Genomic DNA, 25,692 nt, shown 5'->3' with positions numbered 1-25,692 from the left:
TCCCGCCGGCCCCCAGCAGGCCGCCTTCCCATCGACCGGGAAGGCGGCCTTTATTCTTTGGCTGCGTCACCGCTTTGTGGAGCAGGCCCGACCAGGGCCTGGCCCATGACGATCAGGGCGGGCCAATATAGATAGGCCAGGATTTCCAGGTTCTCGCCAAAGGAATAGAGGATCATCACCAGCACCATGGCAAGGCCGGACCGTTGCAGCACGGAACGGCGCGCCGTCCAGAGCAGCTGACCGAAGCTGGCGAACAGCGGAATGCCAAGCGCCAACGCGCCGAGAAGCCCCTTCACGAACAAAAGCCCGTACCAGCTGTGATGGCTGCCGATCGGCATATATTCCACCAGATGCGGCCCGTTCTCGACCACGCCATGGCCGAACCAATAGGCCTCGCCCTCCCAGCGTTCGACGGCGATACGGCCCAGCGCGGCGCGCACCCGGCTGGAATCGGCGCGTGCGGAAGAAAAATCGTTCATCAATCCGTCGGCAAATCCCAGCAGCGACGGTCCGAACAGGCCGATCAGGACCAGCACCGGCGCCAGCAGCATCCAGATCCAGCCCCGGTCGATCCGGCCCACGCCCCAGACGAACGGCGCGATGACGAGCAGCGCCACCAGCGCCAGCCGGGATTGCGACAGGATGGCGATGACCAGACCCCCGGCCATTCCGATCGCGCGCCAGCCGAGATGTTTTTCACGGAACGCCAGCAGCACCTGGATGATGCCGATCATGCCGGCCGCAGGGGACCAGGGCGCGAAGAACTGCCAGCGGGCGGTGCCGACCCCCGGCTCGATGGTATAAAGGATTGTCGAGAAATATTCCGGCCCCGGCCCGCCGACCACCTTGAGCGGAGAAGTCCAGAGCGTCTCCGGCAGGCCGATGAACGGCGCGGCCAAAAAGATGGGCAGGATGAGCAGCGTCTGCAGGCCCAATTTGCAGATCGCGCGGGAGATGACCTCGCCGCGAATATTCAGCGCTGCCCCGGCCAGCGGAAACAGCGCGAGCAGCGCCCATCCCTTGGCCCAGCCGATCGAGCTTTTGATCGTAGCGCCGGTGCCCAGCGAAAAATTGCTGTGACCGGCCCACAGGATCAGCAGCAGCGCCGCCATGCCGCCGATCCACAGCCAGATGGCCACCGGCACGCGCCTGTTCGATCGTCCCAGATAATAGTCCCAGCACAGCATCGCCGCCAGCACCCAGCCGATCACCGGCCCGGCAATGTAAAGGCCGCCGATCAGCCACAGCGGCCATGTTGCGCCGATGGCGCGTGCAATCAGCTTTTCGGCAGGAGTTTGCGGATGATGGGTTGGCGAAGCCACAGAAGCAGAAATCCAATCAGGGTGAACAGGCTGGCCCCGACCGCTCCGGCGAGGGCGATCACCGGCTGGGGTGAGGACCGCGAGCGAGGGAGGGACGGCGCTTCGAGCGTCTGAACCAGCGGATAGGAAGCGAACGGATCCGATTTGTTGGTATCGAGCCGCGCCAGCGCGGAACTGAACACCGCCTCGGCCACGCGCAGATCGCGCACATGCTCGGCCAGCTCGGCCGCCTGCGTCACCTGCTTTTCGGAATTGGCCGATTGCCGGACGATCTGCCGGCGCAGTTCGGCCAGCGCAAGACCATTGCCGGCGCGGCTGGCATCACGCTCGGTCAGACTGGCGAACAGGCTTTCGCGGGTGTCCGATACCGCCATATCGGCCAGCATCAGGACGCCATTGCCACTCATGCCGGTCAATTGCCGTCCCCGGCTGGCGAGCGCCGCACGCAGATCGGCGCGCTCCACGCCCAGTTCCTCGATCACCGGATGGTTGGTGCCCAGCGTCGCGCCGCGCTCGGCAAAGTCGGCGGCTGTCCTGGCATAGCGGCCCAGCAGCTCGCGGAATGCGGGATCGGCCTTCAGCTGCATGGCCATGCGCGCCTGCGGCAAACTGATATCCAGCGTCGCTGCCAGCCGGCCCGCCGCGCCCTGGCTCTCTGCAAGGGCAACACGCCGGTCGCGCTCGCTCGCTTTCAGCTGGTCCAGGGCGGAGAGCCGGCCCGCAAACTGGTCGAGCGACACCAAACCCGTTTCCGCCTGAAAGTCGAGCAGCGCCTTTTGCGCCTCGTCCACCTTCTTTTCCAGTTCGGCGATGCGCGCGGCGTCCGCATTTTCGCGCTTGCTGGATTCGTCGTGTCGCAGATCGTTTAGCGAGGCGAGAAAGGCGTTCTGCAGGGCCGTCATGCGATCGCGCGCTTCGCGCGGTGTGGGCGCTGCTATGGTAACCTCGATCAGATTGGTCTGATCGATGAGTTTGACCGTCGGCGCCGGAAACGCGTCCTCCTCCATGCCCGTCCGCTTGGCGGCGCTGCGCAGCACCACGTCCGATGCGATCAACCGCTTGTAATTTTCCGTCGGTGAAAGCGTCGGGCTGGAAAAAGCCGAGGACGTGCTGCTCGATGCCTGGCCGATCGATTCCAAATTAAGCGACCCCCCCACGCCCGCGCCTGGCAGGATCAGGGTCATGCGGCTGTCATAGCGGTCCGGCGCGAATATCAGATAGGCGATGGTGATCGCCCAGATCGCGGCCAAAGGCAGCGCGAGCGCCATGATATAGCGGCGGTAGCGGCCAACCGACGGCAGCCCGTCCCGAATGAACAGCCAGACCCGGTCCAGCATGCGCCGCTCTTTCCCTTTCGCCAAGGGCGGCTCGAAGGCCATTACGGGCGGCTCGAAAGACATTATAGCGCACCGTCGAGCAGGATCGCCGGTGTGGCGGTGCTGACCGCTTCGGACACCATGCCGATCGCCTCGCGCAGATTGGTCCAGCGGCTGTCGTAGCAAGCGATCGCATCGCCCGGCATCAGGAACGGGTCGAGCGAATCGCGGTGCGCCTCCCGCACCAGCTTTTCGATATCGCGCTCGATGACGACGCTGCGGCCATTCAGCCGATTGCGCGAGATCAGCACGGCGCGCCGGTCCGACTGCATGTAGGAACCGCCCACGCAATTGGCGGCGACCAGCCCCTGCAACAAGCGCGTGCCATAGGGCAGCGAGGTCGTTTTTTCGCCGATCGCGGCACCGGCATTGTTGTTCGCGCTGCGCGTCAGATTGGACATATAGACGCGGATGCCGGGCGGCGTCAGCGCAGAGGGCCGGACCAGATCGGCATCGAAGCAGGAACGGCTGGGCACGATGACACGGTCGCCGGAGGCCAACGCAATGTCGCGGCTGGTCCAGCCATGGATGAAGCCCGACATGTCGAGCTGCGCGTACGCCCCGTCTCGCAGCAGATAGATCCGCTGAACGTCCGCATCGGGCCGCACGCCGCCGGCGGCGCGGATCGCGCCGGACACCGTCCGTGTCACATTGTCGTCGCCGCTCGCCTGGCCCTCTTTCAGGCCGATGCGGCTATCCGATGCTCTTTCCCCGGCCCGCACGGCGCCGGGATCGAAAACAGCGCCGGACACCGCCACGGAAACGCCGGACGCCTCGATCAGCGACACCGTGACGGCGTTGCGCAACGGCCGGGCCAGGCCAGCGGCGACCAGGCGTTGGCGCAGGATGGGGGCCAGCGTCTCCGGCGACAGCCCTTTGGCGCTTATGCGCCCGACACCGCGCAGCGCCAGGCTGCCATCGCTATCGAGCACATAGACGCCCGAGATGACATCATCGTCGCCCATCAGGGATATCTGCAAGCGATCGCCCGGCGCGAGCGGCGCGGTGCGGTCGATAAATTCGCCGGGGGAAGCCTGGCGATAATTGGCGAGTTCGCGCGGGACGGTCCAGTCGCAGGTCGGCGCACCACGCGCCGCCGGCGTCGCTGCAATCCAGTCGCCGCGCGGCTGCCCGCTCCCCTGCCAGGCCACCTGCCCCGGCGCATAGGCGGAAGCCATGTCATTGGCAGGCGCTGGCCCGGATACGCATCCTGCCGACAGCATAGATGCAGCGACGCATAGCAATATCGGACGACGCAAAGCGTATTTCATCTGGAACTCCCTCAACATACTCGGGAGGTGAACAACAAGGTTCGTGCCAAGTTAGTGCAGAGGCGTAAACACAAGCTTTACCGCCAAGGGCTACGTTCCGATTCGCAATTTGCATACTGACCTTTTGCAAACTGCGACAGATTTTCGCATCTTGGGACGAAGTTTTACGATATCCTTGCACCGCCCCGCCCTGATGAGTTCGGCACGAAAATTGCTGCACCTGTCCCGCATGCAGATCGAACGAAAAGGGCGACGACTATGAAAGGCATTATCTATGTGGAGCTGCTGGGGTTTCTCGATCAGGCGGGTGGACCGGCCTTCACGGAGAAAGTGCTCGCCGCGGCCGGCCTCGAAGGCGGGGGTGTCTTTTCCCGGATCGGGCAATATCCGTGGGAAGAAGCGGTCAAGATCGTGACGCAAGCCGCCACCATCACCGGGCAGGACGCCGATCTTCTGTGCGAGCAATTCGGCGCCTTTCTTTTCGAGCGCTTCACCGTTCTCTATCCAGGCATGATTTCCGCCTATGCCTCGGCCGACGGCCTGATGGCGCATATCGAGGACCATATTCATGAGGAGGTGCGCATTCTGTATCCCGATGCGGTGACCCCGAAGGTGGAATATCGTGCCGATGGGCAGGACGCTTTCGTGGTCGACTATAGTTCGCACCGCCCGTTCGCCCGCATTGCCTATGGGCTGATCAGCGGTGCGATGCGGCATTTTGGCGATGATCGCACGATCAGCTGGCTGTTCAGCGAACCGCGCGGCAACATCGCCCGGTTCCGGATTGCCTGATGCCTGAAGGACGCGTCCTCATCATCGAAGACAGCGCGTCGCTGGCGCTCGGCTATGCCGCGCAGCTGGAGGAGGTCGGCTACGAGGTCTCGGTGGCGGAAACGATCGCCGAAGCCGAACAGGCGCTGGCCGAAGGGACGTTCGACGTCGCATTGCTCGATCTGCAGTTGCCGGACGGCAACGGCCTGTCGCTGCTGGAGACGCCGCCGGACATGCGCGGAGCGACCACGTTCGTCGTCATCACCTCCGACGGATCGCTCACGCGTGCGATTTCCGCTATGCGGCTGGGTGCCTATGATTTTTTGGTAAAACCGGTTTCGGGCACACGCCTGCTGACCACGGTGCGCAATGCGCATGACCACAAGCCCGCACAGAACGCCGCCGAGCCTGAAAAGAAGGCTGCAAAGGCCGCCGGTTTTCACGGCTTTATCGGCCAGTCCCCGGTCATGCGAGACGTGTATCGCACGATCGAGAATGTCGCCGATTCCAAGGCGACCATCTTTATCACCGGCGAAAGCGGCACCGGCAAGGAAGTCACCGCAGAAGCGATCCATGCGGCGGGCCGGCGCCGCAGCAAGCCGTTCGTGGCGATCAATTGCGGGGCGATTCCGGAAAATCTGCTCGAAAGCGAGCTGTTTGGCCATGTCAAAGGCGCGTTTACCGGCGCCGTGGAGAACCGGATCGGCGCCGCCAAGGCCGCGGACGGCGGCACCTTGTTTCTGGATGAGATCTGCGAGATGGATCTCAAGCTGCAGGTGAAGCTGCTGCGTTTCCTGCAGACCGCGATGATCCAGCGCGTCGGTTCGCCCAAGGCCGAGCCGGTCGATGTGCGCATCGTTTGCGCCACCAACCGGGATCCGGCGCAGGAAGTGATGGCAGGGCGCTTTCGCGAGGATCTCTATTATCGTCTCAACGTCATCCCGATCAGCCTGCCGCCCCTGCGTGCGCGTGGCGGCGATGTTCGCCTGATTGCCGAAGAACTGGTGCGCAAGATCGGCCGCGAAGAAGGCCATGAAGCACTGCATCTGTCGCCCGAAAGCCTGACTTATGTCGCAGCGCATGACTGGCCGGGCAATGTGCGCGAATTGCAGAACGCGATCCGCCGCGCGATCGTGACCGGCTCCGGCGAGGCGGTTGAACTAAGCCAGGCGCCCACTCGCTTCCCCGCCGCGGCCATGCAGCCGCCCCACACCGCCGATGGCATGGCCGCCGCGCCGAACGGTCCGGACAGACTTGCGGCCCAGCCTGGGCCTTTGCCCATGCTCGATCTGGCAGGCATGACCATGGAAGACATTGAAAAACTGGCCATCGATCAGGCGATTGCGCGCCATGGCGGCAATGTCAGCAAGGCCGCCCGCGCGCTGGAGCTGAGCCCGTCGACCGTCTATCGCAAGCTGGAACGCTGGAGCAACTGAACGCTTGCGGCGCTATATTAGGTTGGCTCCCTGAAAGCCTTCACAACCTGGCGCAACAGCCGCCCGTCCGGCGTGCTGACAGCGAACCCGTATATGACCTGAGGCCTGTTGCGGGCCTAAGGCCGGCGCGCGGTGGGGCGGCTGCCGAGTGCATCCAGCGCATCGGCATTGTCGCGCGCCCAAGCGTACAGCATCTCGATCGGCTCGACGAGGCGCAGCCCCAGCGGCGTCAGACGATAGTCGACCGCAGGCGGAACGGCGCTTTGCACATGGCGGGTCACCAGCCCGCTATGCTCCATCTCCCGGAGCGTCTGCGTCAGCATTTTCTTCGAGATACCGGGCAGGCTGCGCTGCAGGACGCCGGGCCGCGCCGTACCGTCATGCAGGACATGGAGGCTATGGAGCACCATGCTGGTCCATTTGGTGGAAAACAGCGCCAGCACACGGCGCGGCGCGCAATCCTCCTGCCAGTCTTCCTCACGCGATCCCGGCTGCATAGATGGTTACCCTTTGGTGCCTACGTTCCCAATCGGTGCCGTCTAGAACCGCTGCGATCCCATGACTAGCTAAGAGTCGAACATATTCTGACGGAGACAATCATGAGCAAGTCGGTCCTGATCGCAGGCGCAAGCGGTATCAATGGCAGTGCGGCAGCAAGACTGCTGGTGGATGCGGGATGGACGGTCCACGGCCTGTCGCGCCACCCCACCGGACAGCAGGGCGTCTTGCCGGTGTCTGCCGATTTGCAGGATGCAGACGCCACCGCTGCGGCGCTTGCCGATATCCATCCGGACGCTGTGATCATCAGCACATGGGCGCGCCAGGATACGGAGGCGGAGAATATTCGCGTCAACGGCGCGATGGTGCGCAATCTGCTGAACGGCCTGCCCCGCCCCGATGGCCGCCGCCATGTGGCGCTGGTGACGGGCCTGAAACATTATCTCGGGCCGTTCGACGCCTATGGCAAAGGCACGCTGCCGCAGACGCCGTTCCGCGAGGAGCAAGGCCGGCTGGATGTGGAGAATTTCTATTATGCGCAGGAGGATGAACTGTTTTCCGCTGCCGAACGCGACGGGTTCAGCTGGAGCGTTCACCGCCCGCATACGGTGATCGGCAAGGCGGTCGGCAATGCCATGAACATGGGCACGACGCTGGCTGTGTATGCCACGATCTGCCGCGAAACGGGCCGGCCGTTCCTGTTTCCGGGCTCTGCCGTGCAATGGTCCGGCCTGACGGACATGACCGATGCGGGCCTGCTTGCACAGCATCTGCACTGGGCGATCGAAACCGAGGCGGCGCATGACGAGGATTTCAACGTGGTCAATGGCGACATCTTCCGCTGGCAGTGGATGTGGAGCCGCATCGCCGAGTGGTTCGGGATCGAGGCGGTGCCGTTCGACGGCACGGTGCGCCCGCTGGAACAGCAGATGGCCGGGGATGCGGACATCTGGCGCACCATCGCAGCGCGCGAGGGGCTGGCCGAGAGCGATCTCGGTCGGCTTGCTTCGCCTTGGCACAGCGACGCCGATCTCGGCCGCCCGATCGAGGTGGTGACCGACATGTCCAAGAGCCGCCGCCTCGGCTTCACCGGATATAAACCGACCGACGATGCGTTCTTCGAACTGTTCGCACAATTGCGGGCGGACCGTCTGATCCCCTGATCCCACGCCACCCTGACCCTCCGATCGAACCGGGATTTCTTCCATGCCGCCACTGCCCGATTTCTCCGTACGCGATGACCATATCCGTCATCTCACCTATACCCCGCTGACGCGCCGCAGCGGTGTGCCCCAGGACGCGTTCGATGCCTATTGGCGCGACGTGCATGGGCCGCTTTGCGCGCGCTTGCCGGGCCTGGGCTATTATGTGCAGCATCATTTCGACGCCGCGCGCGACGCCAATCTGTGGCCCCTGCCGGACGGTGTCGCGGCCATGGCGGTGGTGCTGGACGGGATGGTGGAAATCGGTTTTGCGAGCCGGGACGACCAGGAAATGTTCGGAAACGCCAGCCCGTTATTGTTCAAGGATGAGCGCAATTTCATCGGCCATGACGTTGCCTATGCGCTGCCGAACGGTTCACGCACGCTGGTGGACCGGGAGCGCGATGCCGTGCCGAACAGGCCCGCTTTGGGCCATCATCTGCATGTCCATTTCGGCGCGCGCAGCGATGGAATAGGCGATGCGGTAACGGCGCTGGCCGAAGCCTTGGCCGCTTCGGACGATATCGTCAAAGTGCGGCTGCACCTGCCTGAACGCTATGACAATGCCGATCCGCAGCCCGCCGCACCGGACGTCGACCACCAATTGTCGCCCGATCGGCAGCATGCTGCGCTGCTGGAGGTGGCCTGGCAGGACCGTTTGGCCGCCGAAACATTCCTTGCCAGCGATCGCTATGCGCAGCTTGCCGCAGATATTGCCCCGCACTGCGCCACCCTAGGCGCGTTTCGCGTGAAGGGCGTCTATACCTATATCCGCGATGCTGTTCTGACGACGGCGGGTTTGCGTGGCAGCAGGCCAGCCATGCTGATCGACGCGCTCGGCGCGTCCAACCAGACCGAGATGGACGCCGCGACCCTTTTTACGAACGACTGACGGCAGACGCCTGCCCGGCCGGGCGTCTCATTTTCCTGAGCCAGCGGACCGCCCTAATTGCGCCGGCGCAGGACAGCTTTCTTTGTTCATATGTCAGGCAAGTTATCCGCCACCAAGCCTATATATCGTCAAGTCGACGTCTCGCGTTTGCGATTAAAATTCACGTACTGCCATTATATACCCGCACGCGCATGCTCGGTCCTTCAAGGCTTTTTCTTGGAACGTGCCGGTTGTTCTTCACCAGCACGAAATAGGGCTGGCGCGGGACCCTTGCCGCTCCCCGCGCGTATGTCTGGCAGAAGGAGATTTATCCGATGCCCGATACCCAAGACACTCTCTACACCATGCCCGGAACCTGCTCGCTCGCGGCCAATATTGCGATTGCGTGGATCGATGCGCCTGTTGCCGTCGAGAACATGGCCTATGGCGATCACAAGAAAGACGCCTATCTGGCCATCAATCCAAAGGGCAAAGTGCCTGCCATCAAATTTGCCGATGGCGATGTGCTGACCGAGCTGTCCGCCATTCTGGCCTGGCTGGGCGCGACCCATGGCGGGGAAGGCTATGCGCGGGACAGCAAACTTGGCCGGCGCGAAGCCGAAGCCCTGTCGTTCATGACGACCGAAGTGCACGGCGCCTATGGTCCGCATTTCGCGGCGCAGAACTTCGCCAAGAGCGACAGCGCGCAGGACGAAGTGAAACAGGCGGCCTATGACAGATTGCGCGGCCATTATAAGCGGATGAACGACAAGCTCTCATCGGCGGACGGCGACTGGTATCTGGGCGAGAAGAGCTTTGCCGACGCCTTTCTTTATGTGCTGGTGCGCTGGCTCGACCAGACGCCGCTGACCCTGAGCGACTATCCTGCGCTCGCCGCGCACCGTGACCGCATGGAAGCGGATGCAGGCGTCAAGACCGCGCTGGGCCGGCAGGACATGCAGCCGATGGGCGCGGCCTCGTAATATTTCCGGGGCCGATGCGCGTCACCCGCGCACCGGCCCCGCGATAGCGATCAGTAGCGCATGTTCAGGGAGAGAATGGCCTGCCGCCCCTGGGCCGGCACGGCGAAATGCGGGTTACGCAGCTTGGTGACATAACGCTCGTCACCCACATTCTTCACATTCAGGCGCAGGCCGATATTGTCGGTGATGGCATAGGCCGCAAAAGCATCTACGCGCACATAGCCGTCTGCCGAGATCAGGTTGCCCGCATCGGCGAAACGTCCGGTCTGATGATAGACCCCGCCACCGAAGCTGAACTGATCGGTCACCACCACATCGGCGGTCAGCGACAAATTGCCGACCGGCGTATTGGGCAGGCGATTGCCCCGATCGGCACTATCATCGCGCAGTTCGCTATCCACATAGGTATAGCCGCCGAACAGCGAGACCGGTCCGGCGCGGCCGGTGACGCCTAGTTCGAAACCGCGGATGCGGGCGGATTCGATGATGTTGGTTACCTCGCCCACAATGTCGGTGTTGATGATATTGCCGCGATCAACTTGAAAGGCGGAGGCGGAAAGCTGCATGGCACCGCCAAATAAGTCGGCCTTGGCCCCTACCTCGAAATTCTCGGTTTCCTGCGGGGAATAAGTGTCATTGTTGATGGCAATGTTGCCCGATCCGGCGCCCACATCGGTGCCTGGAGGGTTTTTGGCGTTGGCGTAGGACGCATAGATACTCGCCCACGGCCTGGGCTTGAACACCGCGCCGGCCTGCCAGCTGATGAAATCGGTTTCGACTGTTCCGTTAAAAGGTACTCCGCGGCGCGAACCGGCCCCCTTGGCGCTATAATCGGTATAGCGGATTCCGCCGGTCACGATCAGTTCGGGGATGAGCGTGATCGAATCGAAAGCGTAGAAGCTGATATCTTCCGCCTCTGCCGTGGTGGGCGCGCCAGCCGGTGTGATCGCGCCGGTCCAGGGATCGCGCGGATTGGGATTCTGCAAGCTGGTGCAGTTGAAATTCGCGATCGCAGAGGCTGGACATGTGCGATCGCCCGTATCCACGCTGTAATTGAGATTATAGGTATCGGCCCAGCTATATTCCGCGCCGATCGACAGGCTGTGTTCGATCGATCCGGTGGCGAACTGACCGGAGATATTGCCCACGGCGGTCATCGATTCGGTGTTTGAATTGCGGCTCTTGGTGGCCCGCCACACCAGATCATTGGCGACATTGCCGGCGCTGTCATCCGGATTGGTGACGATGTAATTGCTGTCGGAGTCCGAATAGCGCAGCAGGGCCGAGGCGCTCCACCCATTGCCCATATTATGATCGACCTGGAAGGAGGTGGTGTCCACGCGGGTTTCCTGGAAATCCCGGTCCAGCAGACCATAGAAATTGTCGGGATCGACATCGGCGGGACGCCGCTCCCCGTTCGGCAATTGCCCGCGCGAGGTTAGGGGAATGCCGTAATCGGGCAGCTGATCGCCCTCGAAATGATAATGGGTCAGGCTGGCGACCGTGTCGGTGCCAACGCCATAGGCGATGGAGGGCGAAACGCCCCAGCGATCATCGAATACGGCGTCGCGGCCGGCGATTTCGGAATCATGGTACAGGGCAACCACGCGCACCGCCAGCTTGTCGCCGATCTGGCGATTGACGTCTGCGGTGACGCGATAGAGATCGGAGGTACCGAGCGTGGCCGTGGCCGAGGCAAAATTGCCTGCCCGCGCGGTCTTGCTGACAATGTTGATGCCGCCCGCCGCCGCGCCGCGGCCGCCCAGCGCACCGCTCGGCCCCTTGAAGACCTCGATCCGCTCTATGGCAAAGGTCTCGCGGGTCTGCGTGCCGACATCGCGTGCGCCATCGACGAAGATGTCGCTGGTGGCATCGACGCCGCGGATCAATGGGATATCCCCCGATGCGGTGCCGCCCTCGCCGGCGCCCAGCGTGATGCCGGGGACGGTGCGCAGCGCGTCTTCGAAGGAGAAAGAGGCGGTGCGCTCCAACGTTTCCTCGGTCACCACGTTGATGGTGCGCGGTGTATCGAGAATGGGCGCGGGCGCAGCGTTGATGGAGAGTGCATCCGGCCGCTCGCCCGCCACGATGATGGTCTGATCGGGATCAGCGGCGTCCTCTGCCAGCGCTGGCGCGCTGGCGACGAAACCCACGCAGCCCAATGCGAGAAATGGCGCGGTCATGCGAACGGATTTGGGTGAGGTCATGGCTCTTCGGCTCCCTGTTTTGTTGTTGGGCGCCCTATGAAAGTTGCGATGGCCTATGTCAATGCAAATGCAAACAGGTCGCAATAGCGATTAAGCATCGGCCCAGCGACGCAGCAGATTATGATAGAGATTGGTCAGTTCCAGGACGGGCTGATCGCTCGCTCCGCGCTCCTGCGTCAGGGTACGGACCGTCCGGTCCAACCGGTAAAGCTGTTCGCGCGCGCCCGCGTCGCGCACCATGCTCTGCAGCCAGAAGAAGCAGCCGACACGCTCCCCGCGCGTCACCGGCGTCACATGATGCAGGCTGGAGGCGGGATAGAGCACCATATCGCCCGCCGGCAGCTTCACCCGGTGCTCGCCGAACAGATCCTCCACCACCAGCTCGCCGCCGTCATAGCTGTCCGGGTCCGCAAGAAAGAGCGTGGCCGACAGATCGCTGCGAATCCGGAAATCGGTACCGTCCAGCCGCCGGATCGCGTTGTCGACATGCGCGCCGAACGCCTCGCCGCCGGCATAGCGATTGAACAGCGGGGGAAAGACCTTGAGCGGCAACGCCGCGGCGATGAATTCCGGCGTCTGGCCCAGCGCATCGAGCACCATGCGGCCCGCCTCCTGCTGTGCTGCGCTGCCCTGTTTGAGCTGGCGATTGCGCTTGGCATTGCGCGACTGGTGGCCCGATGTCTCATTGCCATCCACCCAATCGCCCTCGTCGATACGCGCGCGCAGGCCGCGCAGCTGCGCTTCGTCCAGCACCTTTTCGATCCGTACCATCATCGGCTTTCTCCTGTTCTTGCCACCATCGCTATGCGCGCCAACGCCGCCAGGCCGCACTTTCCAGCACCTGCGTGCCGGTGACCAGCCGCGCAGCCAGATTGTGGCGATCCGCAAAGGCCATCGCACGCGCTTCGCCCAGCACGATCAGCGCTGTCGCCAATGCATCGGCCTGCATGCAGCCGGGGTGCAGCACCGTGGCGCTCAACGCATCGCCAACCGGCGCGCCCGTGGCGGGATCGAGCGTGTGGGACCAGCTGTCCGTGCCCGCACTGCGCCGCCGGTGCCAATGGCCCGATGTGGCGACCGCCCATCCGGTCAGGCCGATCCGCGTCGCCATGGTGGCGCTGCCGTCGCCCTGCTCCAGATCCACCCACCAGGGCAGCCCGTCCGCCCGCAGGCCGATCCCCTTCAGCTCCCCCCCGATGTCGAGCAGCGCATGGCCAAGTCCGCAACGTTGAAGCGCCGCCATGGCCAGATCGACCGCAAAGCCCTTGGCGATGCCGGACAGATCGAGCCTGACACCGCCCGGCTGCACGATCCGGTCCGGCGCGCTGCCCGCCAGGCTGCGCCAGTCGGCGGGCGCGACCTTGCCGGTGGGCTTTGCGCCATCGAACTTGGCCGCGCCGAAGCCCCATGCCTGCGCGGCGGCGCCCAACGCCGGATGAAAGGCCCCGTCGCTCGCCTGTGATATCGCCATGGCGCAATCCAGCACCTGCCGGAACTGCGGGCCGATGCGATGTTCGCTGCCGGGCGCGCCGCTATTGAAGCGGCTTATCTGCGAATCTGCGCGCCACTGGCTCATCTGCGCGATAACCGTCTCGAACGCCTGTATAAGCGCCGCCTCTACCGCGTCGGTGGACAGCGCCGTGGGCACAAGCGCATCGAGCGACCAGCCGGTGCCCATCGTTTCCCCGGCCAGCCGCACCGGGCGGGTATCGGCATGGGGCGGCGGCGTATGATGCTGGCCGGGCGGCAGCAGCAGATCGATCTCGCCCTGCCCGCCGCCGCCCGGATGTTGCCCCGTCAAAGCGGCATGAATTCCAGAACGGCCGTGTAGGACATGCGTTTGGCAGGCGCTGCACCTTCGCTTGCCATCGCGCCATCCTCATCGGCCGCCGGGCCACCATCGCTGCTGGTCGAGGCTTCCAGATAATACATGCCTGGCTCTTCCACCTGCAGCGACACCATGCCCTGGGCATCGGTCGTCAACTTGCGGATACCCGGATCGTCGCGATAGCGCGTGCCGCCGGCCACGAATTCCAGTTCCAGCCCGGCCGCGGGTGCGCCATCGGCCAAGAACTGCATCCGTGCCGCTTCGCCGGTCACCAGATCGTTGGGATGGGTGACGGGGATCATTTCCAGGCCCTGACCGGTGGCCGCCAGCGCGGTATCATTGGGGGCCCCAAGCGTCACAAAGGTCTCCGTTCGGCCGGCCATTTCGCTCACGCGAACATTCGTGGCACCGGCAGGAATGCCGCTTTCCAGATCCGCGCGCTTGCCGCGCCAGCGATGGCGTTCGCCGTTCAGCTCATAGGAGCCCATCATGCCGCTGTTCACCAGCGCGATGCGATAGGTGCCCTGTTCCTTCAACGGCACATCGAACACGCTGCGATAGGCGCCGCTGCCGATGATATCCGGCGTCACCGCCTGCCCGTCCGGGCCGGTGACGGTCAGATCGTCCAGCCCCATGGCGCGATGTTCGAAGACGAACAGCGCATTGGAGGCGGCGGCATCGACCGACACGATCTCCGCCTCGCCCGCCAGAACGGTGGAGGAAGGCAGCAGCCAGCGGCGGTGCGCCTCGGCAGCGGTCGAGGGCATGAGGGCGGACAGGCCGATGGCGAGACCAGCGGCGAGCAAGGACGATTTGGCGAACATGCGGATATTCCTCTTGTACGAGTTGATCAGGGTTTGATGGTCAGGCGGACCGCGCCCAGTTCCTTGGTGCCGGCGGCGCTGCCGGACATGGCCGTGCGCGGCGGCCACTGAAACGGGATGCTGACCATTTCGCGCCCGCCCACTTCGCGCGCCGCCTCCACCCGCAAGGTGTAGGCCCCGGCGGTCAGGTTCGGCAGCGGACGCGTGCCTTCCTTGAATTGCATGGAATAGCGGCCCGGCGCCTGGGTCGGCCCGCTGATCCCATTGGCCGGCATGCTGGCGGCGCGGCCCGCACGCCGCCACCAGGTGCGCAGATCGGGCAGCCATTTGCGCCCGTCCTCGCCCTTGGCATCGGTCTGATACCAGGCATCCAGCGTGGCCACCGTCTTGCCCGCCTCATTCTCGATCCAGACGGCGACATAGGGCTTGTGATATTCGGCCACGCGCAGGCGCGGAATTTCCAGCTGCACCTGCATGTCACTCGCATAAACGGGCGTGGCAGCGGATGCGGCGGCCGCCGGTACGGCCATGAGAAGATGTTTACGCATGGGAGAAGGCCTTTCGGTCAATGCATCAGAAAAATGATGAGAAATAGCGGGATCAGCACGCCTGCGCCGACGATCGGCCAAGTCGATGGCCGCTTGCGCGCATGCAGCTGAAGCAGCAGAAAGCCGGTGACGCAGAAGATGATGCAGGCGCCGGCAAACAGATCGATGAACCAGGACCAGGCAGGCCCGGTGTCCCGCCCCTTGTGCAGATCGTTGAGATAGGCGATCGGACCGCGGCCGGTGTCTTCATAGAGCACCGCGCCGCTCGCCAGATCGACCGAGACCCAGCCATCGCCCCCGGCGCGCGGCAGCGCTATGTAGAGCTCGGCATCGTTCCATTCGGGCGTGCGTCCGGCAAGGCTGATATCCAGCTCCCCTTCCAGCCAGCGGCGCGGCGCGGGCGCAGGCAGGCCGCTTGGGGCCGCGCGCAAATCCGCCAGCAGCGGGGCCGGCATCGCCGCCTCGCGCGTCACCGTGACCGGTTCGGACTCGATCGCGCCGGCATGGTTCAGCGTAATGCCGGTGATGGCGAACAGGATCATCCCCACCATGCAGATGGCGCTGCTCATCCAGTGCCAAGTATGGAACTGGCGCGTCCAGAACGGCGACAGCCGTCTGCGGGGCCGGCGGCTTTTGCCAATAGCGCCTTGCTGCGTGTTCACGGGAAAAATGCCATCATCAAAAACTATCGGCCAGAAACAATCGGTGCGTCAGGTGCCGACTTTGCGAATGAAAGTCAATTGCTAGAGCGGCAAGCCGTGCGCGCGCTGGCGGCCCTCGGGCGGGTGCATGCGGCGCGCGCCGATCCGCTGCCGAACAAACTCCTTCCCCGTCGCCAGCCCGCCCGCTAAGACGGTGAGCGATGCAGGCTTCCTTTCATCTGCTGAACAAGCGTCGGTTCTTGCCCCTGTTCGCCACCCAGAGCCTCGGTGCGTTCAACGACAATCTGTACAAGACGGCGATGGTGCTGTTCGTCGTCTATGGCGTATTCAGCGATCCGGAGAGCGAGACGCTGTTCAGCGCCGTGGCCACCGGTGTGTTTGTGCTGCCCTTCTTCCTGTTTTCCGCCCTGTCCGGCCAGTTCGCCGATGCGCGTGACAAGGCCGGGCTCATCCGCATTATCAAGGCCTGCGAGATCGCGATCATGATCGCGGGCGGGCTGGGCCTGGTGCTGGCCTGGCTCGGTATCGCCGTGATGAGCGCCGCCATCCCGCTGCTCTTGCTCGCCCTGTTCGCGATGGGCGTGCATTCCACCTTTTTCGGGCCGATCAAATACGCCATCCTGCCCCAGCATCTGGCGCATGACGAAGTGCTTGGCGGCACCGGGCTGGTGGAAGCGGGCACCTATATCGCCATTCTGATCGGCACCATCGTGGCCGGCATCATTCCGGTAGAGGCCGCTGCGGGCGCGGTGATCGTGACGGCGCTGATCGGCTATGTCATCGGCCGGCAGGTGCCCCCCGCCCCGCCCGAACCCAGCGATATCGGCCGGATCGATTTCAATCTGTGGACCTCCTCACGCGATCTGGTGGCGCTGGTCCGCAAGACGCGCGCGGTGTGGCTGGCGGTGGTGGCGATCAGCTTCTTCTGGAGCATCGGCACGGTGCTGTTCATCCAGTTTCCGCCGCTGGTGAAGAATGTGCTGACGGGCGACAAGACCGTGGCCAGCCTGTTTCTGGCGATCTTTTCCATCGGCATCGCCATCGGCTCGGTCGCCATCAACCGGCTGCTGGAAGGCAAGGTCTCCGCGCGCTTCGCCCCCGCCTGTGTGCTGGCCATGGGCGGGTTCGTCCTGCTCTTCTATCTCGTCTGCCATGGCTGGGAGGTCAGCCAGACGGGGCGGCTTTACGATATTCCGGACTTTCTGGCGCATCCGGACAGCTGGGCCGTCGTGCTGACCCTGCTCGGCATTGCAACGGCGGGCGGCATGTTCGTCGTGCCGCTTTATGCCTTTTTGACGACCACCGTACCCAAGAGCGAAACGGCGCGGGCGGTGGCCGCCAACAATCTGGTCAACAGCGGCGCGATGGTGCTGGGATCGGTCGTGACATTCGCGCTTAGCGCCGCCGGCATTGCGATTACCGAGCAGTTGCTGCTGAGCGGGGTGATGTGCCTGGTCTCGGCCTGGCTCGCCCACCGGCTGCACTTGGCCAGCGCGGACATGGTGCTGCGCGATGCCGAGGGCCCCATGCTGTAGGCAGGCCGGGGGCCTGCCGCATCGCTCAGGCGATAAAGGTGTAAATTGCCGTGAAGAAGCCGGCGAAGCTGACCGCGAACAGATGCGTGTCTTCCTGTCGCCACCAGCCCTTGTCGGTGATCTCCGGCACTGGATCGGGCTTTGGCGTGGACAGGATATGCGGCTTCAATGTGCGGCGGAATGGGTGGCCGGCGCCTTCGGTGGTGAGGACTAATGCACGTTTCATCATGCGGTCTTAACGGTTTCTTAAGCATTTGATCCACCGGGGAAGATGCTTAACACCGCGCTGTCCGATAGCGGGACGTTTTGACGGCGGTTTATGGCCAGATGGGAGACCGCGCGGCGCGGCTTATGCAGCCGCCAGATGCCCATGGCGCCGGTCGGCCAGATAGACCGCCATCGCCGTAACGGTCAGCAGGATGATCAGCAGCAGGGCATGCTCAAGCAGCGCATCGATGGCCCCGGCAATGGGGTTGGGCACCGCAAAGATCCGCTCCACCATCCAGGCGATGGCCGCCATGGCCGCAAAACCGGCCCCGCCCAGGCGCAACCAGTCATAATGGCGCGTGCGGGCAAACAGCATCAGCGCCGGCAGGAAGGCCGCCACCACGGCCAGCTGGACGATCTCGATCCCGATATTGAAACCCAGAATGGCGATGACTTCCCGGCTCAGGCCCAGTCCCAGATCGCCGACCAGCGTGGCAAAGGCCAGCCCGTGCACCAGCCCGAACAGCGCGGCGATCAGCGGTTCCCGCCCCGGAAAGAGCGGTCGCCAGGCGTGGATGGCGGAAATGAGGATGGACAGCGCGATGGCGATCTCCACCGGTTGCGCGAGCAAATGGATGCCCAGCACCGGCGCGGCGATCAGCGTCAGGCTGTGGCCGATCGTGAAACTGGTGATGATCTTGGCCATGCCCCACAGCGCATCCCTTGGCGGCCTGGGCGCGCCCCAGCGGCGTCGCCCCGCCGCCAGCATCAGCGGCATCGGCAGGAACAGGGCCAGCAGGAACAGCAGATGGTCATGCCCCTCGGCAATATGTTCGCCGCCAAGCCAGACGGCGTTGCCGAAACCGGTGAGCGCGCTGGCTTTGCCGCGATCGACCGACAGGCGCGTGCGGCCGGCGCGCACCGCTCCGATAATCTCGCGGTCATCGCCGAACCGTCCATAGAGATCGCGTTTGGCGACAAACAGCGCGAAATGCGCCGGATCCCGATCCACCACCGCCGTCCAGTCGATCGTGAAGCGGCGCACGGGCGCGCCGGCCGGCGGCAGCAGCGTGGCGACGGCGTGCAGGTCCGGCGGGCCGGCAATCTGTGCGAACGCGACACTGTCATAGCGAACGGTCCAGGCGCGCCCGTCCGGGCTGCGCACGGAGACATGACGCGCCAGCCATTGTCTAGCCCTGTCATAATTGGCGCGGCTTGGTGCGATCGGCGCGCCACTGGCGGCGGCATAATCGCCCAGCGGAATGATGATGTCGGCGCGCGCTTCGGACGGGCCGATGTCGATCTGCACCTCGCTATTGGGGGTGCTGTGCGCATGCGCGGCCTGCGGGCCGATCACCACCGCCAGCACGCATGCCACGGCAAACAGCAGAAAGCCGATCAGGCCCGGTCCGCGCCGATCATCCATGGCCGAACCAGATATAGCTTTGGGCAGGGTCGAAGATTCTAGGATCGATGGCCAACGCCTTCTCGCGCGCCGCATCGCTGGCTTTGCCATCGCCAAGCAGCGCCTCCGCCTGCGCCAGCAGGGCCGCGGCGCGGGCGCTGACCCAGCCGGACCTTTCCGTCCGGCGCAGCAGATCGCGGGCCTTTTCCGCCTGCCCATTGGCGAGCTGCGCCGTCGCCAGCATGATGGCGGTCTGTCCATGCGGGCGGGCGGCATAATCCGCCTCGGCCAGACGCAAGGCCTTGCGCGCATCGCCGAGCGCCAGTTCATGCTCGATCGCATGGCCGCGCGCCGCGCTGGGCAGCATGGCCAGTCGCGCGTCCCAGATGGCTTGGGCGCGCACGGCCCAGACCCGGCTGTCGGCAATGCGGCCATTGGCGCGAAGCAGCGAGGCAAGCGCGTCCATCACCAGAGGATCGCCCGATTTTTCAGCAACCGCAGCATAGAGCGCGACCGCGTCGTCGATATCGCCGTTCAGGGCCAGCAGCTGCGCCCGATAGGCCTCGGCCAGCCACCAGCCGGAAAATACCGCGTTTGCCGCTGCAATATTCTTTTCCGCCATCGCCCAGTCACCGCTGGCATAACCGATGTCGGCAAGGCGAAGATAAAGGAATGCAGCGAGATAGGGGTTCGGCGTGCGCGCGGAGGCACCGGCCCGGCCGATCAGCTCTGCCGCCGCATCGAACTGCCCGCGTTTCAGCTCCAATGTGGAGAGGCGGGTAAGACTGTTCACGTCCTCCCCCATGCGGGCCGAGGCGCGGTAATAACGGCGCGCCGCATCATAGTCCCCGCGATACATGGCAATATCGCCGCGCATCCCCAGCCATTCGGCCCGTTCGGCTGCGGGCGGCTGCACCGCGAAACGATCCGCCATGTCGAGATAGCGCTTCGCATCGTCCAGTCGATGCACGGTCAGCGCATGCGCCGCCGCGCCGACAACCGGTCCGGCACCCTCCGGTGCATCCCGAAAAGCCTGCGCCAGCAGATCATCGACCGCCTTCAGGTCTTCATAGCTGCCCGTGATGGCCGCGCGCCTGGCCAGAGCCCCGGCATAGGATTCGCGCCGAAGCCACTGATCGGGTCCGCTTTCGAGCCGCCCCTCGGCGTTGCGCACATTCCGGTTCGCGCCGTCCAGTTCCGCTGCATAAGTGGCCGGTCCGACAAGGCGTGTGATGCCATTGCCTTCCATCCTGGGTGCCGGGTCCGGCCTGTCGCCACCCAGCAAAATAGTTGCGAGTGCCACCAGCCCTGCCGCCGCCAGGATCAGCAGCGCCAGTCGCCACAGCCTGGCCGTGGCCGAGCGATGCCCGCTGCCGGCAAGAGGAAATGGGCGCGCCGTGATATCGCTCACAGCGCGCCCTTCATGGTCGTCATCGTCGGCAGACGATCAGGAGACGGTCGAACAAGGTTTGAAACCACTGCTGATCAGATCGTCCCGCAAACCGGCGTGGATCTTGGTCAGCTCCGACGTCAACTCTCCGACGAACCGTCCCTGCGCATCGATGGCGGGATTGGCGTCGTTATAGGGCAGCTTCTGGTTCGTGCCGATCAGCGCGGTGGCCACCGCCGGCATGCCCATGCGGTCTACCCGGACATAGGAGGTTTCCGGCTGGCTGCGGAAGTTGAACCGCGTGCCGGTGGACAAGGCGCGAGGCGGGGTGCCCTGCGCAGCGCCGAGCCACGGATATCCGCCCGACATGGTCGTGCTGCCATTGGCATAGGCCACGTCATTGGCCGGCACATCGACCGGCACCTGCTGGAACGACAGCGCCGTCTGCTGCGCGCCGGAGGTAGTGGTCGCCGTCAGATCGAGCAGGATCACGGCCTCGGTCACATTCGCCACCGGATCGCTCACCAGACGTCCATTCGGGAAGCCGGCAGGCGCGCTGAAATCGAGCGTCAGCGTATCGGGCACCACCAGATTGGCCACCGTCACGCCGGGCGCCACTTCCTGTTGCAGGCAGCGCGACACATCGACCGTGCCGGTCATGCCGGTTGGCGTGGGCGTCGGTGTCGGCGCGGGAGCCGGCGGCGGAGCCGGGGTTGGTGCAGGCGCCGATGTCGGTGGCGGCGCGGCGCTGTTGTTGTCGTCGCAGGCGGTCAGGCTGACGGCCAGCGCCAATGGGGTGGCGAGCGCCAGAGCGCGTTTGGTCATGTTCATCAGAGCTGCCCTCCCAGACGCAGGGTTTCCGCCCAGACATCGACGGGCGAAGAGCCGTCGCCGATGCGGTCACGCGGAATTTCGATAATGATCGCGGTATCGTTCGCATTGGCGAAGAAATCGCGGTTGCTCATGATGCTGAGATTGCCGGTCTGCTTGGATTCGGTGAACCCCTGCAGATCGAAGAAGAAGGGATCGTCGAACAGGCCGGCGCGGAAGCGCACGCCGCTTTGCACATTGTCCTGCTCGACCGGGCCGACCAGGCCGCCATCGGGCGTGCCGGGAATGCCGGTGATCTGCAGGCCAAAGGCGTTGTTCTGGCTCACATCCTGGCCAAAACGAACGCGGATCGGAATGTTGGTTTCGGTCCGCGGGCTCTGGTTGGAAATGTTGATCTTGTAGAGCACGTCGCGATCATACACGCCGGCTGCGGTCGTCGGGTTGGGCCCGGCAAAGGTCAGGATCAGCACCAGCTTGTCTGCGGTGTGAAAGGCAAAGACATCGGCGATGTCCGCCGCCAGATCCGGGGTCGGATCGACAGAGCCGGTCCGTTGCGGCGGGTCCTTGTGGTCGGCAGCCGGAGCGAATTGCTCTGGCAGCATGATGGCGAGCGGAACCGCAAGCGCGGCTGCGCCCCCGGCTATCGCCAACTTGGCAAATCGGTTCATCTTTCATCCTCCTCTGACGGCAGCAACGCAGCCTTCATGCCGGCCACTACCCTGCAACCCTCTACGTCCAGACTGCGTGGAAGGATGCCGCAACGCAAAAATTTTAGGCAATAAATACCGTTACTTGCAAGAAATGTTCATTTGGCATCAATCTTTTTGGCGCGGTTTTGGCTGCCTCGCAGCGCACGGGCATTGCCCGGAAAGGCCAAGCGGTGGCCGCGCCGCTATTGCTTTGCGCAGAGGGCAAACCCCTGTGCGGAAAGATCATCCGCGAATGCATTGGTAAGCGCCTGCAGCTCGCTCTCGATATCGTCCACATAATCGCCATCTACATCGTCGCGCGGACCGGAATCATTATAGTCCGGCTTGCGTTCGAACGGCACGATGGCGGTGGAGATCAGCGGCATGCCCATCCGGTCCACCCGGTCATACTGATCGTCATCCTCGTCCACAAAGTCGAAATTGGTGCCACCACTGGACGCGCGGGGGGGATTGCCCTGCGCCGGCGCGAGATAGGGGAAGCCTGCCGGGAAGGCGACATCGTTCGCCGCCGGGTTGAGCGGCACATTCGCAAAGCGCCGCGCACCCTCCTTGCCCAGATCGAGGAAGATGTAGGCGAGCATGATATCGCCCACCTGATCGGCCGGTTTGCGCCCATTGGGGAAGCCTGCCGTGCGGGAAAAGTCGAGCGTCAGCGTGTCCGGGAAGATCGCCTGCCCGACGGTCAGGCCACCGGCGGTCAGGTCGCTCGCCGGAATACGCTGGGTGAGGCAATTGCGCACCGTGTAGCTGACGCCCGAGGGCGCGGGCGGTGGCGGCGGCACCGGAATATTGCTGAAATCCTCTTCGGTATCGACCGAATCATTGCCACTGCCACATGCCGGCAGTGCAAAAATCATGGAAAGCGCCGCAACGGCAGCAAGGGGGCGAACGGTCACGTGGTTCATCCTTGGAGGAAAGGCCTGGAGCTTTGCATGCTAGCAGAGGAACCGACCGCTATGGTAGCCGTAAAGCAGCCGGGCGCTAACGCTGGCGCAAATGCCATGATGCACATGGCACGACATGGGAGATGGGCAAGATGGCGGATGGCAAGCAGGAAGAGGCGCTGGTCGCACGGCCCGGTACCGGGCGGACGCACTGCGATGCGGCTGGCTATGACCGGCTCTATGCGCAGTCGCTGGACGATCCCGAAACCTTCTGGCGTGAACAGGCGCAGCGCGTGGACTGGATCGCCGAGCCGACCAAAACAGGCAATTGGAGCTTCGATCCCGTCGATATCCAATGGTATGAGGATGGCCGGCTCAACCTGTGCTACAATTGCGTCGATCGCCATGTCGAGGCGGGCAAGGGCGATGTCTCCGCGCTCATCTGGGAAGCGGACGAGCCCGGCGTCACCAGAACGCTGAGCTATGCCGAGCTGCACGTGGCGGTGCAGCGCTTCGCCAATGTGCTGAAATCCATGGGCGTGACGCGCGGCGACCGGGTGACGCTCTACATGCCGATGATCCTGGAAGGCGCCATCGCCATGCTCGCCTGCGCCCGTATCGGTGCGGTGCATTCGGTGGTCTTCGGTGGCTTTTCTCCCGAAGCGCTGGCCGGGCGGATCGAGGATTGCGACAGCCGTTTCCTCATCACCGCCGACGCCGGGGTGCGCGCGGGCAACACCATCCCGCTGAAAGCCAATGCCGACGAAGCGCTGGAGAAGCTGGATTTTGCCGTCAAGACGCTGGTGATCCGCCATCGCGGCGAAGACGTGGCCATGAAAGACGGCCGCGACATCTGGTATGACGAGGCGGCGCAGACGGTAGAGGCCGACTGTCCGTGCGCGGAAATGGGCGCGGAGGACCCGCTGTTCATTCTCTATACTTCCGGCTCCACCGGCAAGCCCAAGGGCGTGCTGCATACGACCGGCGGCTATGCCGTGTGGACCGCCACCACCTTTCACTATGTGTTCGATTACCAGCCGGGCGACATCTACTGGTGTACCGCAGACATCGGCTGGGTCACCGGCCACAGCTATATCGTCTATGGTCCGCTGCAAAATGGCGCGACCAGCCTGATGTTCGAGGGCGTGCCCAACCATCCCGACGTCAGCCGGTTGTGGGACATGGTCGAGCGGCATAAGGTCAATATTTTCTACACCGCCCCAACCGCCATCCGCGCGCTGATGCGCGAAGGCGATGCGCCTGTGCGCAAGCATGACCTGTCCTCGCTGAAACGGCTCGGCACGGTGGGCGAGCCGATCAACCCGGAAGCCTGGCGCTGGTATCATCAGCAGGTCGGCGGCGGCGCGGCGCCGATCGTCGATACCTGGTGGCAGACCGAGACCGGCGGCATCATGATCACCACCCTGCCCGGCGCCCATGACATGAAGCCGGGCAGCGCGGGCAAACCCTTTTTCGGCATCGCGCCGCAATTGCTGGATGCCGATGGCCAGATCCTCGATGGTCCGGCCGAAGGCAATCTGGCCATCGCCCGCAGCTGGCCGGGCCAGATGCGCAGCATCTACGGCGATCATGAGCGGTTCGCGCAGACCTATTTCAGCACCTATAAAGGCAAATATTTTACCGGTGACGGCTGCCGCCGCGATACCCATGGCTATTACACCATCACGGGCCGGGTGGACGATGTCATCAACGTTTCCGGCCATCGCATGGGCACCGCCGAAGTCGAAAGCGCGCTGGTGCTGCATCCCAAGGTCGCCGAGGCTGCCGTGGTCGGCTATCCGCATGATCTCAAGGGGCAGGGCATCTATTGCTATGTCACACTCAACAGCGGCGTGGAGGCATCGGACGATCTGGAAACCGAGCTGAAAAACCATGTCCGCAGCGAGATCGGCCCCATCGCCACGCCGGACCATCTGCACTTCACGCCCGCTTTGCCCAAGACGCGCAGCGGCAAGATCATGCGCCGCATCCTGCGCAAGATCGCCGAGAATGATTATGGCGCGCTGGGCGACACCTCGACGCTGGCCGATCCGGACGTGGTCGAGGGATTGATCGACGGCCGCAAGAACCGCTGAGGCTGAGACTGGGTTTGGGGCTAGGCTGGGCTGGGCAGCGACCACGCCGTGATGGTCCCCGCCCGGCGCAGGCTCAGTTTTGGGCGGGCGGAAACCAGCCGAGATCGATATTCTGTCGGCGGCTGCGGAACTGCGCAATCCTGCGCAGCGCCGGTTCGTCGAGCAGCTCCAGCTCCCGCCGATGGCGGCGGATCAGGCCTTCGCTGGACATTTCCTTGAGCAGCCGATTGACGTGAATAGCGGTCAGACCGACGGCATCGGCCAGATCATTCTGGGTCAGCGGCACATGAAGCTTGGTCGATTCCGGACCGGTGAGGACGCGCAGCCGCTCGGCGATCGCCAGAAACAGATGGGCCAGCCGGGCCTTGCCATCGGTGCGCCCCATCGCGCGTAGCCGATCGTTCAGATCGATCACCTCCAGCATGCCCAGCGAATAGAACAGCGTGCTCAGGCGCGGGTGACGCGCAAACAGCTCCCCCAGGCGGGCGCGCGGGAACATGCAAAGCTGCGCCTCGTCCACGGCCCGCACCGTGGTGGTGGCATGATCATAGGCAATACTGGCGGTGCCGATCAGCTCGCCGGAGAAATAGAACCGCAAAATCTGTCGCTCGCCGCCTTCCAGAAGGGTTTCGGACATCAGCCAACCATCCTGCACGATACAGATATAGTCGGCCTTGTGCCCCTCTTCCCAAAGCTTCTGGCCGGGGGCGAAGGTAACCGGTTCGCGCTCCAGTTCGGCGATATCGGCAATTTCGGACGCGGTCAGATCGATATGCTGCAACAGGCGTTTGACAAAACAACTATCGACCATCGACTGCTGATACCCCCCAAGACT

The 25,692-nt window shown here is 64.1% G+C and carries 25 protein-coding genes; 8 read left to right on the top strand and 17 right to left on the bottom strand.

Annotated elements, in window-relative coordinates:
* Positions 1-50: 50 nt before the first annotated feature.
* The 3 genes from G410_RS0112875 to G410_RS0112865 all read right to left on the bottom strand — a co-directional run bounded on the left by G410_RS0112875 (position 51) and on the right by G410_RS0112865 (position 3,876).
* Positions 51-1,322, bottom strand: a complete 1,272-nt coding sequence (locus G410_RS0112875; RefSeq protein ID WP_022674077.1) for a membrane protein — start codon at positions 1,320-1,322, stop codon at positions 51-53.
* On the bottom strand, positions 1,277-2,659 hold the full coding sequence (locus G410_RS0112870; protein ID WP_245559366.1) for a GumC family protein: 1,383 nt from the start codon (positions 2,657-2,659) through the stop codon (positions 1,277-1,279). The genes G410_RS0112875 and G410_RS0112870 overlap by 46 nt, the downstream gene beginning before the upstream one ends.
* A gap of 62 nt (positions 2,660-2,721) precedes the next feature.
* On the bottom strand, positions 2,722-3,876 hold the full coding sequence (locus G410_RS0112865) for a polysaccharide biosynthesis/export family protein (RefSeq protein WP_245559365.1): 1,155 nt from the start codon (positions 3,874-3,876) through the stop codon (positions 2,722-2,724).
* Positions 3,877-4,227: 351 nt separating this feature from the next.
* On the opposite strand from G410_RS0112865, the gene G410_RS0112860 reads away from it, so the two are divergent.
* Positions 4,228-4,761, top strand: coding sequence for a heme NO-binding domain-containing protein (locus G410_RS0112860; RefSeq protein WP_022674074.1), 534 nt, complete (start codon positions 4,228-4,230; stop codon positions 4,759-4,761).
* The gene (locus G410_RS0112855) at positions 4,761-6,176 is read left to right on the top strand and encodes a sigma-54-dependent transcriptional regulator (protein WP_022674073.1); all 1,416 of its coding nucleotides are present in this window, start codon (positions 4,761-4,763) and stop codon (positions 6,174-6,176) included. Before G410_RS0112860 ends, G410_RS0112855 begins: the two co-directional genes overlap by 1 nt.
* Before the next feature lie 116 nt (positions 6,177-6,292).
* Here G410_RS0112855 and G410_RS0112850 read toward each other — a convergent pair whose 3' ends face one another.
* Positions 6,293-6,673 carry a winged helix-turn-helix transcriptional regulator gene (locus G410_RS0112850; protein ID WP_022674072.1) on the bottom strand — a complete coding sequence of 127 codons (381 nt, stop codon included), beginning with the start codon at positions 6,671-6,673 and terminating at the stop codon, positions 6,293-6,295.
* Positions 6,674-6,775: 102 nt separating this feature from the next.
* Here G410_RS0112850 and G410_RS0112845 point away from each other — a divergent pair, with 102 nt between their 5' ends.
* The 3 genes from G410_RS0112845 to G410_RS0112835 all read left to right on the top strand — a co-directional run bounded on the left by G410_RS0112845 (position 6,776) and on the right by G410_RS0112835 (position 9,730).
* Positions 6,776-7,837, top strand: a complete 1,062-nt coding sequence (locus tag G410_RS0112845; protein WP_022674071.1) for an SDR family oxidoreductase — start codon at positions 6,776-6,778, stop codon at positions 7,835-7,837.
* A 43-nt stretch (positions 7,838-7,880) separates the two neighbouring features.
* Positions 7,881-8,768 (top strand): EthD domain-containing protein, encoded by an 888-nt coding sequence (locus tag G410_RS0112840; RefSeq protein WP_022674070.1) that lies wholly within the window; start codon positions 7,881-7,883, stop codon positions 8,766-8,768.
* A gap of 314 nt (positions 8,769-9,082) precedes the next feature.
* On the top strand, positions 9,083-9,730 hold the full coding sequence (locus G410_RS0112835; RefSeq protein WP_022674069.1) for a glutathione S-transferase family protein: 648 nt from the start codon (positions 9,083-9,085) through the stop codon (positions 9,728-9,730).
* A 50-nt stretch (positions 9,731-9,780) separates the two neighbouring features.
* Here G410_RS0112835 and G410_RS0112830 read toward each other — a convergent pair whose 3' ends face one another.
* From G410_RS0112830 to G410_RS0112805, 6 genes are all read right to left on the bottom strand, one after another.
* On the bottom strand, positions 9,781-11,937 hold the full coding sequence (locus G410_RS0112830; protein ID WP_022674068.1) for a TonB-dependent receptor: 2,157 nt from the start codon (positions 11,935-11,937) through the stop codon (positions 9,781-9,783).
* 90 nt (positions 11,938-12,027) lie between these two features.
* Positions 12,028-12,711 (bottom strand): Fe2+-dependent dioxygenase, encoded by a 684-nt coding sequence (locus tag G410_RS0112825; protein WP_022674067.1) that lies wholly within the window; start codon positions 12,709-12,711, stop codon positions 12,028-12,030.
* Between the two features lie 28 nt (positions 12,712-12,739).
* A complete protein-coding gene (locus G410_RS16760; protein ID WP_022674066.1) occupies positions 12,740-13,738 on the bottom strand; it encodes an FAD:protein FMN transferase in 999 nt (332 codons plus the stop codon).
* On the bottom strand, positions 13,735-14,589 hold the full coding sequence (locus G410_RS0112815; protein WP_022674065.1) for a DUF4198 domain-containing protein: 855 nt from the start codon (positions 14,587-14,589) through the stop codon (positions 13,735-13,737). The genes G410_RS16760 and G410_RS0112815 overlap by 4 nt, the downstream gene beginning before the upstream one ends.
* Before the next feature lie 26 nt (positions 14,590-14,615).
* Positions 14,616-15,137 carry a DUF2271 domain-containing protein gene (locus G410_RS0112810; RefSeq protein WP_028971434.1) on the bottom strand — a complete coding sequence of 174 codons (522 nt, stop codon included), beginning with the start codon at positions 15,135-15,137 and terminating at the stop codon, positions 14,616-14,618.
* Positions 15,138-15,154: 17 nt separating this feature from the next.
* The gene (locus G410_RS0112805; protein ID WP_051137290.1) at positions 15,155-15,706 is read right to left on the bottom strand and encodes a PepSY-associated TM helix domain-containing protein; all 552 of its coding nucleotides are present in this window, start codon (positions 15,704-15,706) and stop codon (positions 15,155-15,157) included.
* A 12-nt stretch (positions 15,707-15,718) separates the two neighbouring features.
* Between G410_RS0112805 and G410_RS18145 the strand changes: the two genes are divergently transcribed.
* Together G410_RS18145 and G410_RS0112800 are read left to right on the top strand one after the other, a co-directional pair.
* Complete coding sequence (locus G410_RS18145; protein ID WP_051137289.1) at positions 15,719-15,988, top strand: hypothetical protein; 270 nt, start codon at positions 15,719-15,721, stop codon at positions 15,986-15,988.
* Positions 15,989-15,999: 11 nt separating this feature from the next.
* On the top strand, positions 16,000-17,334 hold the full coding sequence (locus tag G410_RS0112800; protein ID WP_022674062.1) for an MFS transporter: 1,335 nt from the start codon (positions 16,000-16,002) through the stop codon (positions 17,332-17,334).
* 25 nt (positions 17,335-17,359) lie between these two features.
* On the opposite strand, the gene G410_RS0112795 is transcribed toward G410_RS0112800, so the two are convergent.
* The 6 genes from G410_RS0112795 to G410_RS16745 all read right to left on the bottom strand — a co-directional run bounded on the left by G410_RS0112795 (position 17,360) and on the right by G410_RS16745 (position 22,773).
* A complete protein-coding gene (locus G410_RS0112795; protein WP_342662470.1) occupies positions 17,360-17,560 on the bottom strand; it encodes a hypothetical protein in 201 nt (66 codons plus the stop codon).
* Positions 17,561-17,683: 123 nt separating this feature from the next.
* Entirely contained in the window at positions 17,684-18,967 is a 1,284-nt protein-coding gene (locus G410_RS16755) for a HupE/UreJ family protein (protein ID WP_022674060.1), read from the bottom strand.
* Positions 18,960-20,357, bottom strand: a complete 1,398-nt coding sequence (locus G410_RS18140; RefSeq protein WP_022674059.1) for a tetratricopeptide repeat protein — start codon at positions 20,355-20,357, stop codon at positions 18,960-18,962. The genes G410_RS16755 and G410_RS18140 overlap by 8 nt, the downstream gene beginning before the upstream one ends.
* Positions 20,358-20,393: 36 nt before the next feature.
* Positions 20,394-21,167, bottom strand: a complete 774-nt coding sequence (locus tag G410_RS16750; protein ID WP_022674058.1) for a hypothetical protein — start codon at positions 21,165-21,167, stop codon at positions 20,394-20,396.
* The gene (locus tag G410_RS0112775; RefSeq protein WP_022674057.1) at positions 21,167-21,835 is read right to left on the bottom strand and encodes a DUF4331 family protein; all 669 of its coding nucleotides are present in this window, start codon (positions 21,833-21,835) and stop codon (positions 21,167-21,169) included. The genes G410_RS16750 and G410_RS0112775 overlap by 1 nt, the downstream gene beginning before the upstream one ends.
* Positions 21,836-22,059: 224 nt before the next feature.
* Entirely contained in the window at positions 22,060-22,773 is a 714-nt protein-coding gene (locus G410_RS16745; protein WP_156851956.1) for a hypothetical protein, read from the bottom strand.
* 140 nt (positions 22,774-22,913) lie between these two features.
* Here G410_RS16745 and acs point away from each other — a divergent pair, with 140 nt between their 5' ends.
* A complete protein-coding gene (acs, locus tag G410_RS0112765) occupies positions 22,914-24,857 on the top strand; it encodes an acetate--CoA ligase (protein WP_028971432.1) in 1,944 nt (647 codons plus the stop codon).
* A gap of 73 nt (positions 24,858-24,930) precedes the next feature.
* On the opposite strand, the gene G410_RS16740 is transcribed toward acs, so the two are convergent.
* On the bottom strand, positions 24,931-25,668 hold the full coding sequence (locus G410_RS16740) for a Crp/Fnr family transcriptional regulator (RefSeq protein WP_022674054.1): 738 nt from the start codon (positions 25,666-25,668) through the stop codon (positions 24,931-24,933).
* Between the last annotated feature and the right edge of the window lie 24 nt (positions 25,669-25,692).

Source organism: Novosphingopyxis baekryungensis DSM 16222 (genome assembly GCF_000420305.1).
Classification (GTDB): Bacteria; Pseudomonadota; Alphaproteobacteria; order Sphingomonadales; family Sphingomonadaceae; genus Novosphingopyxis; species Novosphingopyxis baekryungensis.
This window is presented reverse-complemented; position numbering and strand designations above follow the sequence as displayed.